This is a genomic window from Pseudomonas sp. 3-2 (assembly GCF_019710535.1).
In the GTDB taxonomy this organism is placed as follows: domain Bacteria; phylum Pseudomonadota; class Gammaproteobacteria; order Pseudomonadales; family Pseudomonadaceae; genus Aquipseudomonas; species Aquipseudomonas pharyngis.
On record NZ_CP081200.1, the window covers coordinates 5,931,031 to 5,946,648 of the forward strand.

Consider the following 15,618-nt stretch of genomic DNA (forward strand, 5'->3'; position numbering starts at 1 on the left):
CCCGCGATGCCACAGCTATATGGCTCACCCGGTGACCAACGCCAACCACTAATGCACTTGCGAGGACACTATGGCCCGTTTCGAACTGCAAAAACTCTACATCGATGGCGCGTACTCCGACGCCGGCAGCGATGCCACCTTCGAAGCCATCAACCCGGCTAACGGTGAAGTCCTCGCACTGGTGCAACGTGCGACCAAGGAAGACGTCGAGCGCGCTGTGGTCAGCGCCGAAAAGGGCCAGAAAATCTGGGCCGCGATGACCGCCATGGAGCGTTCGCGCATCCTGCGTCGCGCCGTCGACATCCTGCGCGAGCGCAACGATGAACTGGCAGCCCTGGAAACCCTGGACACCGGTAAAGCCTTCTCCGAAACCAAGTATGTCGACATCGTCACCGGCGCCGACGTGCTGGAATACTACGCAGGCCTGGTACCCGCCATCGAAGGCGAGCAGATCCCGCTGCGTGACACTTCCTTCGTCTACACCCGTCGCGAGCCGCTGGGCGTTGTCGCCGGTATCGGCGCATGGAACTACCCGATCCAGATCGCCCTGTGGAAATCCGCGCCAGCCCTGGCGGCCGGTAACGCGATGATCTTCAAGCCAAGCGAAGTCACCTCGCTGACCACCCTGAAACTGGCCGAGATCTACACCGAAGCCGGCGTTCCGAACGGTGTGTTCAACGTGCTGACCGGCAGCGGCCGTGAAGTCGGCACCTGGCTGACCGAGCACCCGCGCATCGAGAAGATCTCCTTCACCGGCGGCACCGACACTGGCAAGAAGGTCATGGCCAGCGCTTCGGCTTCGTCGCTCAAAGACGTGACCATGGAACTGGGCGGCAAGTCCCCGCTGATCATCTGCGACGACGCCGACCTGGATCGCGCCGCCGACACCGCCATGATGGCCAACTTCTACAGCTCCGGTCAGGTCTGCACCAACGGCACTCGCGTGTTCGTGCCGAGCCACCTGAAAGCCGCTTTCGAAGCCAAGATCGTCGAGCGCGTTGCGCGCATCCGCGTTGGCAACCCGGAAGACGAAAACACCAACTTCGGCCCGCTGGTCAGCTTCCCGCACATGGAAAGCGTGCTGGGCTACATCGCCAAGGGTAAAGAAGAAGGCGCCCGCGTCCTGTGCGGCGGCGAGCGTCTGACCGACGGCGAATTCGCCAAAGGCGCGTTCGTGGCCCCGACCGTGTTCACCGACTGCACCGACGACATGACCATCGTCCGTGAAGAAATCTTCGGCCCGGTGATGGCGATCCTGAGCTACGAAACCGAAGAAGAAGTGATTCGCCGCGCCAACGACACCGACTTCGGCCTGGCCGCCGGCATCGTCACCCGCGACCTGAACCGCGCGCACCGCGTGATTCATCAACTGGAAGCCGGTATCTGCTGGATCAACGCCTGGGGCGAGTCCGACGCAAAAATGCCGGTTGGCGGTTACAAGCAGTCGGGCGTCGGCCGTGAGAACGGCATCAGCTCGCTGAACAACTTCACTCGCATCAAATCGGTACAGGTCGAGCTGGGCGATTACGTCTCGGTGTTCTAAGACCCGAGCGCTCTATCGCCTGCGAGGCCGCCTTCGCTGGCAAGCCAGCTCCCACAGGTTGGATGTCGTCCACCCAGTCTGTGGCAGACCCGATCCCTGTGGGAGCGGGCTTGCCCGCGAATCGAGTGCAAAGCACTCACCCAGGCCTGACCTGACCAACTTCAAAGAGGGTGCATCCAATGTCCCAAGAATTCGATTACATCATCGTCGGTGCCGGCTCTGCCGGTAACACCCTGGCGACCCGTCTGACTGAAGACGAAGGCGTCACCGTCCTGCTGCTTGAAGCCGGCGGCCCGGACTACCGTCTCGACTTCCGCACGCAGATGCCGGCAGCCCTGGCATTCCCGCTGCAAGGTCGTCGCTACAACTGGGCCTACGAAACCGATCCGGAGCCACACATGGACGGCCGCCGGATGGAATGCGGTCGCGGCAAGGGCCTCGGCGGTTCCTCGCTGATCAACGGCATGTGCTACATCCGTGGCAACGCAATGGACTACGACGGCTGGGCCAAACTGCCAGGTCTGGAAGACTGGTCGTACCTCGATTGCCTGCCGTATTTCCGCAAAGCGGAAACCCGCGACATCGGCCCGAACGACTACCACGGTGGCGACGGCCCGGTCAGCGTGACCACGCCGAAAGCGGGCAACAACCCGCTGTTCCACGCCATGGTTGAAGCCGGCGTGCAGGCCGGTTACCCGCGCACCGAAGACTTGAACGGCTACCAGCAGGAAGGCTTCGGCCCGATGGACCGCACCGTGACGCCGAACGGCCGTCGTGCTTCCACCGCCCGTGGTTACCTGGACGTGGCCAAGAAGCGTTCGACCCTGACCATCGTCACTCACGCCCTCACCGACAAGGTTCTGTTCGAAGGCAAGCGTGCCGTTGGCGTGCGTTACCTGGTCGGCGCGGCTGAAGAGCGCGTTGAAGCCCGCGCCCGCAAGGAAGTCATCGTCTGCTCCGGCGCGATCGCTTCGCCGCAACTGCTGCAACGCTCCGGCGTCGGCCCGGCGAAACTGCTGGAAAGCCTCGACATCCCGGTGGTTCACGATCTGCCGGGCGTCGGCGAAAACCTCCAGGATCACCTCGAGCTGTACCTGCAATACGCCTGCACCCAACCCGTTTCGCTGTACCCGTCGCTGCTCTGGTACAACCAGCCGGCCATCGGTGCCGAGTGGCTGTTCAACGGCACCGGCATTGGCGCCAGCAACCAGTTCGAAGCCGGCGGTTTCATCCGCACCCGTCCGGAATTCGAGTGGCCGAACATCCAGTACCACTTCCTGCCAGTGGCGATTAACTACAACGGCAGCAACGGTGTGAAAGAGCACGGCTTCCAGGCGCACATGGGTTCCATGCGTTCGCCGAGCCGCGGTCGCATCCAGGTCAAATCCAAGGATCCGCGCCAGCACCCGAGCATCCTGTTCAACTACATGGCCACCGAGCAGGACTGGCAGGAATTCCGCGACGGCATCCGCCTGACCCGTGAAATCATGCAACAGCCTGCACTGGACGCGTTCCGTGGCCGTGAAATCAGCCCGGGCATCGAAGTGCAAACCGATGAGCAGCTGGACAAGTTCATCCGCGAGCACGCCGAAACCGCGTTCCACCCGTCCTGCTCGTGCAAGATGGGCACGGACGACATGGCGGTAGTGGACGGCGAAGGCCGCGTGCATGGCATGCAGGGTCTGCGTGTGGTCGATGCGTCGATCATGCCGATCATCACCACCGGCAACCTGAACGCGCCGACGATCATGATCGCCGAGAAAATCGCCGACAAGATCCGTGGCCGCCAGCCGCTGCCGCGCAGCAAGGCGCCGTACTACGTCGCTGGCGATGCGCCGGTGAAAGGCAAGCCGATGCGTGATGTGAGTGCTGTTGCTCAGTAATTCAGCTACACCGCATCAAGGCTAATCGCTGGCAAGCCAGGCTCCCACAGGGTTTTGCGTCGTTCACAAATATTGTGTTCAACAGAAAACCTGTGGGAGCCTGGCTTGCCAGCGATGAGGCCCTATCATTCAGCACAAATCTCCCCGCTACACAGTAAATCCCCCTACCCCCCCTCTTCACTTGATCCTACCCCCTCGCAGGCCTACTCTAGTCCTCGCCCAATCGTTTCACCCCCTCCCCGCCGAATTCGCGTCACCGCTGCTCCCATAACAAGGAGGTTCCCCTGATGTTCGATTTCCACCCCCAGCTCAAGCAGCGCTTCGCTGCCTTGCGCACGGGCGCCGAATTTTTTTCCCTGCGGTATGTGCGCGAATCCGGGCAGTACCTGTCGGTGCGCAAGAACGTCGCCGAACCGCCGAGCCTGAGCCGCGACGAAGGCGCGATGCTGACTGTCCGGGTCAATGGCGTCGAGGCCTACGCAGCGACCAATGACCTGTCGCAGCAGGGCCTGCAAGCCGCTCTCGAGCGTGCCGAGCTACAGGCCCGGCGGCTCAAGCCCCATGCCCTGCTCGACCTGAGCCAGCAGCCGGTTTCCAGCGACCGCGCCGATTACTTTTCACCCAATCTCGAACAACCCTTCCCGTCCCTGAGCGAATGCTTCGAGCTGCTCGGCGCGGAATCCGCCTCGGTGCCAAGGGATGAGCGCCTGGTGAATTGGCAAGTGAGCATCGGCATCACCCACGTCGAACAGATCTACCTGAGCAGCGCCGGCGCCGAATTGCGCCAGGCCCAACGCTTCGTCTACCCGAGCCTGGACGTCACCGCCTACGACGGCAACGACAGCCAGACCCGCAGCCTCGGCCGCGAGAACTTCGGCCAGCAGGGCGGCGCCGACGTAATCAACCGTTGCGGCCTGATCGGTGCCGGCCCGCAAGTCGCCGATCAGGCCCTGCAATTGCTGCTCGCGCCGAACACCCCGCAAGGCCCGCGCGACCTGCTGCTGATGCCCGACCAGATGATGCTGCAGATCCACGAATCCATCGGCCACCCGCTGGAGCTCGACCGGATTCTCGGCGACGAGCGCAATTACGCCGGCACCAGCTTCGTCAAAGCCTCGGATTTCGGCAGCCTGCAATACGGCTCGAAACTGCTCAATGTGACGTTCGATCCGGACATTCCCGAAGAACTGGCGAGTTACGGTCACGATGACGACGGCTCCAAAGCCAGCAAACAATTCCTGATTCGCGAAGGCCTGCTGGTCCGGCCATTGGGCGGTGCCTTGTCGCAATTTCGCGCAGGTCTCGACGGCGTCGCCAACAGCCGCGCCTGCAGTTGGAACCGACCGCCGATCGACCGCATGGCCAACCTCAACATCGAGCCGGGCGACCAGTCGCTGGAGCAACTGATCGGCGGTATCGAAAACGGCATTCTGATGAGCACCAACCGCTCATGGTCGATCGATGATGCGCGCAACAAATTCCAGTTCGGCTGCGAATGGGGCCAGTTGATTGAAAACGGCGAACTCAAGGGCGTGGTGAAAAACCCGAACTACCGGGGTATTTCCGCGCACTTCTGGAAGAGTCTGCGCGCCGTCGGCAACGCCGCCACCACCCAGGTGCTGGGCACGCCGAACTGCGGCAAGGGCGAACCGAACCAGGTGATCCGCGTCGGCCACGCTTCACCGGCCTGCGTGTTCAGCAATGTTGATGTGTTTGGGGGAGACGCCTGATGAGTATTTCCAAGAGCCAGTCCGAGGCGTTCAAGCTGCTGGTCAACTGGCTGCGCGATGCCGTGCGCGAGCCGGAACAGTTCACCCTGAGTTACGACGCCGAATCGTCGGCCTTCGTCCGTTTCAACCACGCCAAGGTGCGTCAGGCCGGGCAAGTTCAGCAAGCCGGTATCGGTCTGAAACTGATCGACGACGGTCGCCATGCCGATCTGCAGATCACCTTGTCCGGCGATCAGGAAGCCGACCTGCAACGCCTTGCCGAAGGCCTGCAACAGCTGCGTGAAACCCTGCCGCTGCTGCCGCAGGACCCGTACCTGCTGCTCAACCACAACGGCTGGCAGAGCCAGAATGTGCAGGAGCATCCGCTGCCGGACACCGAGCAGGTCGTGGCGCAAATCGCCCAGGCGGCCGAAGGTCTGGATCTGGTCGGCTTCTATGCCGCCGGCCCGATCAGCCGTGGTTTTGCCAGTTCTTCCGGGGCGTACGGCTGGCATCAGGCCAACAGCTTCAACTTCGACTTCAGCCTGTTCCACGAGAACGGCGAAGCGGTGAAGGCCAGCTACGCCGGACATGACTGGAACAGCGAAGACTTCGCCCACCGCTTCCAGCAGGCCCGCGAGCAACTCGAATTTCTCGGTCGCCCGCTGCGCACCTTGCCGCCCGGCCAGTACCGCGCCTATCTGGCGCCGGCGGCGCTGGAAGAAATCATGGGCATGTTGTGCTGGGGCGGTTTCTCGGCGCAGTCGATTGCCAGCAAGAGCAGCCCGTTGCAGAGGCTGTATGCCGGCGATCAGGCGTTCAGCCCGCTGGTGTCCCTCGACGAAAAAGTCAGTGGTTCGCTAAGCCCGGCGTTTTCCGGCGAAGGTTACCCGCGCAGCGATCTGCGGCTGATCATCGAAGGTCAGGCCGGCGAGCAACTGGTCGGTTCGCGCAGCGCCGCCGAATACGGCCTGACCGCCAACGGCGCCGGCGGCGGTGAATCGCCCAGCGCGCTGAACATGGCCGCCGGCGACTTGTCCCAGGCCGAGATCCTCAAGCAGTTGGGTACCGGGTTGTATATCAGCAACCTTTGGTACCTGAACTTCTCGGATCAACCGGCGGCGCGCCTGACCGGCATGACCCGATTTGCCACGTTCTGGGTGGAAAACGGCGAGATTCAGGCGCCGGTCAGCACCATGCGTTTCGACGACAGCGCCTACAGCCTGCTGGGTTCGCAGCTGGAAGCGTTGACCGCCGAGCGTGAGTTGCTGCTGTCGGCGAGCACCTATAGCCAGCGCAGTACCTCGTCGGCGTTGTTGCCCGGGGCGCTGGTGAGCCGTTTGACCCTGACCCTGTAACCCCCGGATCGGCGGAACACCGCAGATCTACTGTGGGAGCGGGCTTGCTCCGGGCGGCGATCCGACGAAGAGGCCACTTCATTCAACATTGATGTCGACTGATTTACCGCTTTCGCGAGCAAGCCCGCTCCCACATTGACCGTGCTCGACCATGGATATGCATTAACCCCAACCACAAGAGGTTCCATGCCCAACCGCCCGCCTCTCGACGCCATCACCGCCCGCTGGTTGCCATGGGTCGTCGCCATCGCTTTCTTCATGCAGTCCCTCGACGGGACTATCCTCAACACCGCCTTGCCGGCCATGGCCCGGGACCTGGCCGAAGACCCGCTGCGCATGCAGGGCGTGATCATCGCCTACATGCTCACCGTGGCCCTGCTGATCCCGGCCTCGGGCTGGATCGCCGACCGCTTCGGCACCAAGAAGATCTTCTTCGGCGCAATCCTGCTGTTCAGCCTGGGCTCGCTGCTCTGCGCCTTGTCGAGCAGCCTGAGCATGCTGATCGGCGCGCGCGTGATCCAGGGCCTCGGCGGTGCCCTGATGCTGCCGGTCGGACGTTTGGTGGTGCTGCGCGCCTACCCGCGCTCGGAACTGGTGCGGATCATGGGCTTCATCACCATTCCCGGCCTGCTCGGCCCGCTGATCGGCCCGACCATGGGCGGCTGGATGGTGGAATACCTGACGTGGCACTGGATCTTCCTGATCAACCTGCCGGTCGGCGTCATCGGTTGCTATGCGGTGTGGAAGTTCATCCCCGACCTGCGCGGCACCGAGCGCACGCGTTTCGATAGCCTGGGGTTCCTGCTGTTCGGCGCGGCGATGGTGCTGATCACCATCGCCATGGAAGGCCTCGGCGAACTGCACCTGCCGCACCTGCGAGTGATGCTGTTGCTGTTCGGCGGCATGGCCTGTCTGGCGGCGTACTGGCTGCGCGCCGGGCACATTGAAAACCCGCTGTTCGCGCCGTCGCTGTTCAAGACCCGCACCTTCGCGGTCGGCATCCTCGGCAACCTGTTCGCCCGCCTGGGCAGCGGCGCCCTGCCGTTTCTGGTGCCGTTGCTGCTGCAAGTGGCGCTGGGTTATTCGCCGTCCCAGGCCGGGATGAGCATGCTGCCGCTGGCGGCTGCGGCGATGGTCGCCAAATGGGGCGCGCGGCCGCTGATCGAGCGCCTGGGCTATCGCATCGTGCTGACCGGCAACACCCTGTTTCTGGGGATCATGCTGGCGAGCATGGGGCTGGTCAGCGAGCAGACGCCGTACTGGCTGCTGCTGTGCCTGCTGGCGGTTCTCGGGGCGATCAACTCGCTGCAATTCACCGCGATGAACACCGTGACCCTGATCGACCTCGACGACGCCAGCGCCAGCAGCGGCAACAGTTTGCTGTCGGTGGTGGCGCAGTTGTCGCTGAGCCTTGGCGTGGCGTGTGCCGGTGCGCTGCTCGGCGGCTTTACGGCGGAGATCGGCAACGATGGCGTCGAGACCGTGTTGGGCGCTTTCCAGCTCACGTTCGTGACCGTCGGGATCATGGCGATGCTGGCGGCGACCATTTTCTCGCAGCTCTCGAAAGAGGACGGACGGCGCGCCAAGCGCCGGGAGGAACACATCGAGCATTGACCGGGGTCTGCGTGGCGAGGGAACCGGCCCTCGTCACAGGCTTTGCGTTCGTCCAGAACTTTCGAGGAAAGTGGCCAGAGGCTGCTACACTGCGCGACATTTTGTTTTGCAGGCCAGTCCCGTGACCACCATCGCCACCGCTTTTAATACTTTGCCGCTGTCCGCCGCCATGCTGGCTAACCTCGACTCCCTCGGTTATGCCCAGATGACGCCGATCCAGGCGCAGAGCTTGCCGGTGATCCTCAAGGGGATGGACCTGATCGCCCAGGCCAAGACCGGCAGCGGCAAGACCGCCGCGTTCGGCATCGGCCTGCTGAACCCGATCAATCCGCGCTACTTCGGTTGCCAGGCGCTGGTGATTTGCCCGACCCGTGAGCTGGCCGACCAGGTCGCCAAGGAAATCCGTCGTCTGGCCCGTGCCGAAGACAACATCAAGGTCCTGACCCTGTGCGGCGGCGTGTCCTTCGGCCCGCAGATCGGCTCGCTGGAGCACGGCGCGCACATCATCGTCGGCACCCCGGGCCGCATCCAGCAACATCTGCGCAAGGGTTCGCTGGTCCTCGACGGCCTCAACACGCTGATCCTCGACGAAGCCGACCGCATGCTCGACATGGGTTTCTACGACGCCATCGAAGACATCATCGAACAGACCCCGGCCCGCCGTCAGACCCTGCTGTTCTCGGCGACCTACCCGGTGGGCATCAAGCAGCTGGCGTCGAAGTTCATGCGTGATCCGCAAACGGTGAAAGCCGAGGCGTTCCACGACGACACCCAGATCGAACAGCGCTTCTACGAGATTTCCCCGGAAGAACGCATGAGCGCGGTGACCAAGGTCCTGCACCACTTCCGTCCGGCCTCCACCGTGGCGTTCTGCTTCACCAAGCAGCAAGTGCAGGAAACCGTCGATCACCTGACCTCCAAAGGCATTTCCGCCGTCGGCCTGCACGGCGACCTGGAACAGCGCGACCGCGATCAAGTACTGGCGATGTTCGCCAACCGCAGTACTTCGGTACTGGTCGCCACTGACGTTGCCGCCCGTGGTCTGGACATCGATGCGCTGGACATGGTGATCAACGTCGAACTGGCCCGCGACTCGGAAATCCACATTCACCGCGTCGGCCGTACCGGTCGTGCCGGCGAGAAAGGCATCGCGGTCAGCCTGGTGGCGCCGTCCGAAGCGCACCGCGCGCAAGCCATCGAACAACTGCAGAAAACCCCGCTGAACTGGGATCAGGTGGATAACCTCAAGTCCCAGGGCGGTGCCCCGCTGCAACCGCCGATGAGCACGCTGTGCATCGCTGGCGGCCGGAAAGACAAGGTACGTCCGGGCGACATTCTTGGCGCACTGACCGGTGAGGCCGGGATTCCGGGCGCCCAGGTCGGCAAGATCGCGATCTTCGACTTCCAGTCCTATGTAGCCGTTGAACGCACCGTGGTCATGCAGGCGCTGCAGCGCTTGAACAACGGCAAGATCAAGGGCCGTTCGCTGCGCGTTCGGGTCTTGTAAACGATCTACCATCCAAAGTAGATCCTTGTGGGAGCGGGCTTGCTCGCGAAAGCGGTCACTCAGGCGACCTATGTGTCAACCGACACACCGCCTTCGCGAGCAAGCCCGCTCCCACAGTTTGTTTTGTGGTGAACAACGTGAGGACACCGTTTTGCGCTCTACCGAAGTCGTGATCATTGGCGCTGGCGCCGCAGGGTTGATGTGTGCACTGACCGCCGCGGGGCGCGGGCGTCAGGTGTTGCTGCTCGACCACGCGAACAAGGCCGGCAAGAAAATCCTGATGTCCGGCGGTGGACGCTGCAACTTCACCAACATGTACACCGAGCCGAGCAATTTCCTCTCGCAGAATGCGCATTTCTGCAAATCCGCGCTGGCCCGCTACACCCAGTGGGATTTCATCGGCATGGTCGCCAAGCACGGCGTGCCGTATCACGAGAAGAAACTCGGCCAACTGTTCTGCGATAACAAATCCAGCGACATCCTCGGCATGCTGCTGGACGAGTGCGATCAGGTCGGCGTCAACCTGCACCTCGACACCTCGATCCAGACCATAGAGAAAATCGAGGGCGGTTACCTGCTCGACACGACTCTCGGCCAGATCCAGTGCCAGTCGCTGGTAATCGCCACCGGCGGCCTGTCGATCCCGACATTGGGCGCGACCGGTTTCGGATATCAGGTCGCCAAACAGTTCGGCCATGAACTGCTGCCGACCCGCGCCGGTCTGGTGCCGTTCACCATCACCGATCAGCTCAAGGATTTGTGCACCGAACTGTCCGGCACCTCGGTGGATTGTCTGGTCAGCTGCAACGACCAGAGTTTTCGCGAGAACATCCTGTTCACTCACCGCGGCCTCAGCGGCCCGGCGATTCTGCAGATTTCCTCGTTCTGGGAACCGGGCGACACGGTCGAAATCAACCTGCTGCCCGATCATGACGCCGCAAGCTGGCTGCAACAGCAGACCGCCGAGCGCCCGAACAGCGAACTGAAAACGTTGCTCGGTGAAATCTTCACCAAGAAGATGGCCAACCTGCTGGCGGACAACTGGTTCGTCTCCAAACCGATGAAGCAGTACACCCACGCCGAACTGGCGGACATCGCCGAGAAGCTCGGCAGCTGGAAAGTCGTGCCGGCCGGCACCGAAGGCTACCGCACCGCCGAAGTCACCCTCGGTGGCGTCGACACCCGCGAAGTGTCGTCCAAAACCATGGAATCGCTGAAAAGCCCGGGCCTCTACTTCGTCGGCGAAGTGCTGGACGTCACCGGGCATCTGGGCGGGTTCAACTTCCAGTGGGCGTGGGCCTCTGGCTACGCTGCCGCGCAGTACGTCTGACCCAAAGCCATACACAAAACCCTGTGGGAGCAAGCCCGCTCCCACAGTGGTGTGTGGTGCATGAAAGGAACACTTTTTGCTGTCAGATGTGATCGGCGCCATTGCGTCGGCGTCATTACTGGCTCAATTTAGCGGCATCGCCTCGGAAGGCCTTCGCACTTCATGTCCTCGACCTCGTTTCGTCAGTCTTTGCGGCGCCTGTGGGCGCTGGATAAATTCAGCTACAGCGTGCGGGTGTTCATCGCCCTGACCGGCAGCATGGCGCTTTGCTGGTATCAGGATGAAATGGGGCTGCTGATCCCGTTGTTCCTCGGGATCATCGCCAGCGCCCTGGCCGAGACCGACGACAGTTGGCAGGGCCGTCTCAACGCACTGGCGGTGACGCTGGTGTGTTTCAGCGTCGCGGCGCTGTCCGTTGAATTGCTGTTCCCCTACCCCATCGTGTTCGTGATTGCGTTGGCACTGGCCAGTTTCAGCCTGACCATGCTCGGCGCACTCGGCGAACGTTACGGGGCGATTGCTTCGGCGACCCTGATTCTTTCCGTCTACACCATGATCGGCGTCGACCAGCGCGGCGGCGCGGTCACGGATTTCTGGCATGAGCCGATGCTGCTGGTGGCCGGCGCCGCGTGGTACGGCCTGTTGTCGGTGCTGTGGCAGGCGATGTTTTCCAATCAGCCGGTGCAGCAGAGTCTGGCGCGGCTGTTCCGCGAACTCGGCTATTACCTGAAGCTGAAATCCTCGCTGTTCGAGCCGATCCGTCAGATGGACGTCGAAGCACGGCGACTGGAGCTGGCCCAGCAAAACGGCCGGGTCGTCGCAGCCCTGAACAGCGCCAAGGAAATCATCCTGCACCGGGTCGGCAACGGTCGTCCGGGCTCGAAAGTCAGCCGTTACCTGAAGCTGTACTTCCTCGCTCAGGACATTCACGAACGCGCCAGTTCTTCGCACTACCCGTACAACGCCCTGGCTGATGCGTTTTTCCACAGCGATGTCTTGTTCCGCTGCCAGCGCCTGCTGCGCCAGCAAGGCAAGGCCTGCCGGGCGCTGGCGGAATCGATCCAGATGCGCCAACCGTTCACCTACGACGCGAGTTTCGCCGAAGCCCTGAGCGACCTGCACGCCTCCCTCGAACACCTGCGCATCCAGAGCAACCCGGCCTGGCGCGGACTGCTCCGTTCGTTGCGCGCACTGGCGGCCAACCTCGGCACCCTCGACCGTTTGCTCAGCGACGCCAGCAACCCCGATGCCCTGGCAGATGCCACCGACAGCAGTCTGCTTGACCGCTCGCCGCGCAACTTCAAGGACGTGTGGATTCGTCTGCGCACGCAGCTGACGCCGACCTCGCTGCTGTTCCGCCATGCCCTGCGCTTGCCGCTGGCGTTGAGCATCGGCTACGGCATGGTGCACCTGATACACCCGTCGCAGGGTTACTGGATCATCCTCACCACGCTGTTCGTCTGCCAGCCGAACTACGGCGCCACCCGGCGCAAACTCGGCCAGCGGATTTTCGGCACGGCGATCGGCCTGACGATTGCCTGGGCGCTGTTCGATCTGTTCCCAAGCCCGCTGGTGCAGTCGTGCTTCGCCATCGCCGCCGGCGTGGTGTTCTTTACCAACCGCACCACCCGCTACACCGTGGCCACCGCCGCGATCACGATCATGGTGCTGTTCTGCTTCAACCAGGTCGGTGACGGCTACGGGCTGTTCGTGCCGAGACTGTTCGATACCTTGCTCGGCAGCCTGATTGCGGGGCTTGCGGTATTCCTGTTCCTGCCGGACTGGCAAGGTCGGCGCCTGAACAAAGTGCTGGCCAACACCCTCACCTGCAACAGCATCTACCTGCGCCAGATCATGCAGCAATACGCCGCCGGCAAGAGCGACGACCTCGCCTATCGCCTGGCCCGGCGCAACGCGCACAACGCCGACGCCGCACTATCAACAACCCTGGCGAACATGCTGATGGAGCCGGGGCATTTCCGGAAGGAAGCCGATGTCGGCTTCCGCTTCCTGGTGCTGTCGCACACCTTGCTCAGCTATCTGTCAGGCCTCGGCGCGCACCGGGAAACCCAACTGCCGGCGGAAGTGCGCGAACACCTGATCGACGGCGCCGGGGTGAGTCTGGCGTCGAGCATCGATGAGATCGCCCAGGGTCTGGCGAGCAAACAGCCGATTGCCATTCAAAGCGATGAGGAAGAAGCGCTGGCCAATGAGCTGGAGCAGATGCCGGACGAAATCGACGAAGGCCAGCGACTGGTGCAGACGCAACTGGCGCTGATCTGCCGCCAGCTCGGCCCGTTGCGCACGCTGGCGGCGCATCTGATCAAGGACACAGCCGAAGATTGAGCCGCCTCACATCCCGTGCTGCCTGAGCAACTTGTCATAGCTGCCATCGGCCTTCATCGATGCAATCGCCTTGTCGAACCCGGCCACGATCTGTTCGTGCTGCGGGTTCTTCAGGCTGACCAGAATATGCAGGCTGTTCTCGCTCAGCGGCTTGGGCAGAAACTCCACCGCGTTACGTACCTTCTGTGATTCCCGGGCCAGGTAATAGCGGGCCACGTATTCGTCTTCCAGGGTCAGCTTGACCCGGTCCGCCGCGAGCATGCGCACGGCCATGGCGAAGTTATGCACAGGGACTTTCTGCAACGCGGTGTCGGCATCGAACGGCGCCGAATAGGCATAGCCGCGCACTACCGCAACCGGATAGGTGTGCAGTTCCTGCAGGTTGTTGTATTCGATGGGCGCGTCTTTGCGCTTGAGGAAGCGCACGCGATTGAGCAGGTACTCGGCGGAAAACTGCCCGATCTTCGTGCGCTCGTCGTTGTACCAGGCGTTGACCAGCACGTCGTAACGCCCTTCGCCAACACCCAGCAACGCCCGCGCCCACGGCACCTGCTCATAACCGCTGGCATAACCGGCACGGGCCAGGGCCGTGCTGACGATGTCGGTCGCCAGCCCACCGTTGACCAGCGTGTCATCGGTAAAGGGCGGCCAGACGTCGAACACCAGACGCAATTTCTCCGCTGCCGCGCTTTGACCCAGCAACAGCAATCCGATCAAAGCAAAGGCTCGATGCAATCGCGGCATGCTTGAAAATCCTTAGCGGGCGGGCCGCCCGGCGTGTTTTCAGTCAAAACCCCAAGGCCCCTTACCGGCGAATCCCAGGCCCTAACCTTAGCTCATTGAAGCCATTGCACAGTGCTTCCCAGCAGATTACACAAAGTACGGCGAGCCGCGATATTGGAATGATGGCATTTTGGCCTTTGTCACAGATTTCTCAGCCATACAGACATATTTCGGCGGGACGCTTAGTATCGGGCGACGTTGTTCAAGGAATCGGAAGATGACAATCGAGTGGGTCTGCAAACATCACAGCGATCTGGGACTGGAGCAGCTGTACGCCATCTTGAAATTGCGCTCGGAAGTGTTCGTGGTCGAACAGCGCTGCGCGTACCTGGATCCGGACGGTCAGGATCTGGACGGTGACACCTGCCATTTGATGGGCTGGGACGATGATCAACTGGTGGCGTACCTGCGCCTGCTGGACCCGGAATCCCAGGGTGGCGACGTGGTGATCGGCCGCGTGCTGACCGCGCCGGCCGGGCGTGGCAAAGGGTTGGGGCATGAAATGATGGAGCAGGCGCTGAAACAGGCGCAGAAGCGTTGGCCTGAAGTGCCGATCTATCTGTCGGCGCAGGCGCATTTGCAGGGGTATTACGGGCGGTACGGGTTTTTGGTGGCGGGTGAGGAATATCTGGAGGATGACATTCCGCACATCGGGATGCGGCGCTCCTGAGATTCCCCCTTCGCGGGCTTGCCCGCGAAGGGGCTGCAAAGGTCAGGGATACTCGAGAACAGCCTTGATCTGCCGCAAATTCCGCTCGATCCACCCCCGATCAATCGCCCCCCAGTCGCGAATCCGATAGCGCCCCGCATGATTGCGCGCGCCCTCTTCCTGTTCGAACTCACAGACGATATCCAGATCCGCCAGCGCCGCAATCGTGTCCTGCGCCGTACGCCGGGGCATGCCGGTGACCTCGGTCAACGCCGGCACGCTGCTGGCCAGGCCGCTGTCGATCAGGTACGCCACGTACAAGCGCCGGTAGAAACTGCTCTTTGTCTTGCTCACGTCCATGCATGCGCTCCGTTGTTTGATGTCTTATTGCATGTCCCGCCACGTCAGGTACACCCGCAGGTCGAACTCGACCTGGTGGTAGCCCGGCAGCATGTGCTCACATAACTTATAGAACGCCTTGTTGTGATCCGACTCCTTGAAGTGCGCCAGCTCGTGCACGACGATCATCTTCAAAAACTCCGGCGCGGCGTCCTTGAACAGCGAGGCGATGCGAATCTCTTTCTTGGCCTTGAGCTTGCCGCCCTGCACCCGCGACACCGTGGTGTGCAGGCCGAGGGCGCGATGGGTCAGGTCGAGGCGGTTGTCGAACAGCACCTTGTCAATGGCCGGGGCGTTGCGCAGGTATTCCTGCTTCAAGTCCAGCGCGTAGCCGTACAACGCCTTGTCGCTCTGCACATCGTGGCGGCCCGGGTAGCGTTGGCTCAGGTAATCACCGAGGCGGTTGTCGGCGATCAATTGGCGCACCTGATCCTGCAAATTCGCGGGATAGGCCTGGAGGTATTTCAACGCAGTCATGGGGCGGCACGGGTCATGAA

General features: G+C 62.5%; 12 protein-coding genes. 9 read left to right on the forward strand and 3 right to left on the reverse strand.

Going from position 1 to position 15,618, the window contains the following annotated elements:
* Positions 1–70: 70 nt before the first annotated feature.
* From betB to yccS, 8 genes are all read left to right on the forward strand, one after another.
* Positions 71–1,543, forward strand: a complete 1,473-nt coding sequence (betB, locus tag K3819_RS26975; protein ID WP_064380209.1) for a betaine-aldehyde dehydrogenase — start codon at positions 71–73, stop codon at positions 1,541–1,543.
* Positions 1,544–1,722: 179 nt separating this feature from the next.
* Positions 1,723–3,426, forward strand: coding sequence for a choline dehydrogenase (betA, locus tag K3819_RS26980; protein WP_064599981.1), 1,704 nt, complete (start codon positions 1,723–1,725; stop codon positions 3,424–3,426).
* A gap of 287 nt (positions 3,427–3,713) precedes the next feature.
* Positions 3,714–5,156: a TldD/PmbA family protein gene (locus K3819_RS26985; RefSeq protein ID WP_221398244.1), complete on the forward strand. Its 1,443-nt coding sequence runs from the start codon at positions 3,714–3,716 to the stop codon at positions 5,154–5,156.
* The gene (locus K3819_RS26990) at positions 5,156–6,493 is read left to right on the forward strand and encodes a TldD/PmbA family protein (RefSeq protein ID WP_221398245.1); all 1,338 of its coding nucleotides are present in this window, start codon (positions 5,156–5,158) and stop codon (positions 6,491–6,493) included. The genes K3819_RS26985 and K3819_RS26990 overlap by 1 nt, the downstream gene beginning before the upstream one ends.
* A 186-nt stretch (positions 6,494–6,679) precedes the next feature.
* Positions 6,680–8,107, forward strand: a complete 1,428-nt coding sequence (gene mdtD / locus K3819_RS26995; RefSeq protein WP_039767988.1) for a multidrug transporter subunit MdtD — start codon at positions 6,680–6,682, stop codon at positions 8,105–8,107.
* 121 nt (positions 8,108–8,228) lie between these two features.
* Positions 8,229–9,614: an ATP-dependent RNA helicase DbpA gene (dbpA, locus tag K3819_RS27000; RefSeq protein ID WP_007959732.1), complete on the forward strand. Its 1,386-nt coding sequence runs from the start codon at positions 8,229–8,231 to the stop codon at positions 9,612–9,614.
* A gap of 151 nt (positions 9,615–9,765) precedes the next feature.
* Positions 9,766–10,944 (forward strand): NAD(P)/FAD-dependent oxidoreductase, encoded by a 1,179-nt coding sequence (locus tag K3819_RS27005; RefSeq protein ID WP_085667407.1) that lies wholly within the window; start codon positions 9,766–9,768, stop codon positions 10,942–10,944.
* Positions 10,945–11,106: 162 nt separating this feature from the next.
* Positions 11,107–13,290: a YccS family putative transporter gene (yccS, locus tag K3819_RS27010; RefSeq protein ID WP_085611943.1), complete on the forward strand. Its 2,184-nt coding sequence runs from the start codon at positions 11,107–11,109 to the stop codon at positions 13,288–13,290.
* Positions 13,291–13,296: 6 nt separating this feature from the next.
* Here yccS and K3819_RS27015 read toward each other — a convergent pair whose 3' ends face one another.
* Entirely contained in the window at positions 13,297–14,034 is a 738-nt protein-coding gene (locus K3819_RS27015; RefSeq protein WP_039767985.1) for an ABC transporter substrate-binding protein, read from the reverse strand.
* Positions 14,035–14,290: 256 nt separating this feature from the next.
* Between K3819_RS27015 and K3819_RS27020 the strand changes: the two genes are divergently transcribed.
* Positions 14,291–14,743 (forward strand): GNAT family N-acetyltransferase, encoded by a 453-nt coding sequence (locus tag K3819_RS27020; protein ID WP_221398246.1) that lies wholly within the window; start codon positions 14,291–14,293, stop codon positions 14,741–14,743.
* A gap of 42 nt (positions 14,744–14,785) precedes the next feature.
* On the opposite strand, the gene K3819_RS27025 is transcribed toward K3819_RS27020, so the two are convergent.
* Positions 14,786–15,082: a helix-turn-helix domain-containing protein gene (locus K3819_RS27025; protein WP_064380184.1), complete on the reverse strand. Its 297-nt coding sequence runs from the start codon at positions 15,080–15,082 to the stop codon at positions 14,786–14,788.
* Positions 15,083–15,106: 24 nt separating this feature from the next.
* Positions 15,107–15,598, reverse strand: coding sequence for a M48 family metallopeptidase (locus K3819_RS27030; protein ID WP_007959720.1), 492 nt, complete (start codon positions 15,596–15,598; stop codon positions 15,107–15,109).
* Positions 15,599–15,618: the final 20 nt, after the last annotated feature.

Excerpts from the sequence above, each read along its gene's own strand:
- mdtD (WP_039767988.1), top strand. The coding sequence starts at position 6,680 with ATGCCCAACCGCCCGCCTCTCGACGCCATCACCGCCCGCTGGTTGCCA.
- K3819_RS27020 (WP_221398246.1), top strand. The coding sequence starts at position 14,291 with ATGACAATCGAGTGGGTCTGCAAACATCACAGCGATCTGGGACTGGAG.
- betA (WP_064599981.1), top strand. The coding sequence starts at position 1,723 with ATGTCCCAAGAATTCGATTACATCATCGTCGGTGCCGGCTCTGCCGGT.
- yccS (WP_085611943.1), top strand. The coding sequence starts at position 11,107 with ATGTCCTCGACCTCGTTTCGTCAGTCTTTGCGGCGCCTGTGGGCGCTG.
- K3819_RS26990 (WP_221398245.1), top strand. The coding sequence starts at position 5,156 with ATGAGTATTTCCAAGAGCCAGTCCGAGGCGTTCAAGCTGCTGGTCAAC.
- K3819_RS26985 (WP_221398244.1), top strand. The coding sequence starts at position 3,714 with ATGTTCGATTTCCACCCCCAGCTCAAGCAGCGCTTCGCTGCCTTGCGC.
- betB (WP_064380209.1), top strand. The coding sequence starts at position 71 with ATGGCCCGTTTCGAACTGCAAAAACTCTACATCGATGGCGCGTACTCC.
- K3819_RS27025 (WP_064380184.1), bottom strand. The coding sequence starts at position 15,082 with ATGGACGTGAGCAAGACAAAGAGCAGTTTCTACCGGCGCTTGTACGTG.
- K3819_RS27015 (WP_039767985.1), bottom strand. The coding sequence starts at position 14,034 with ATGCCGCGATTGCATCGAGCCTTTGCTTTGATCGGATTGCTGTTGCTG.
- K3819_RS27030 (WP_007959720.1), bottom strand. The coding sequence starts at position 15,598 with ATGACTGCGTTGAAATACCTCCAGGCCTATCCCGCGAATTTGCAGGAT.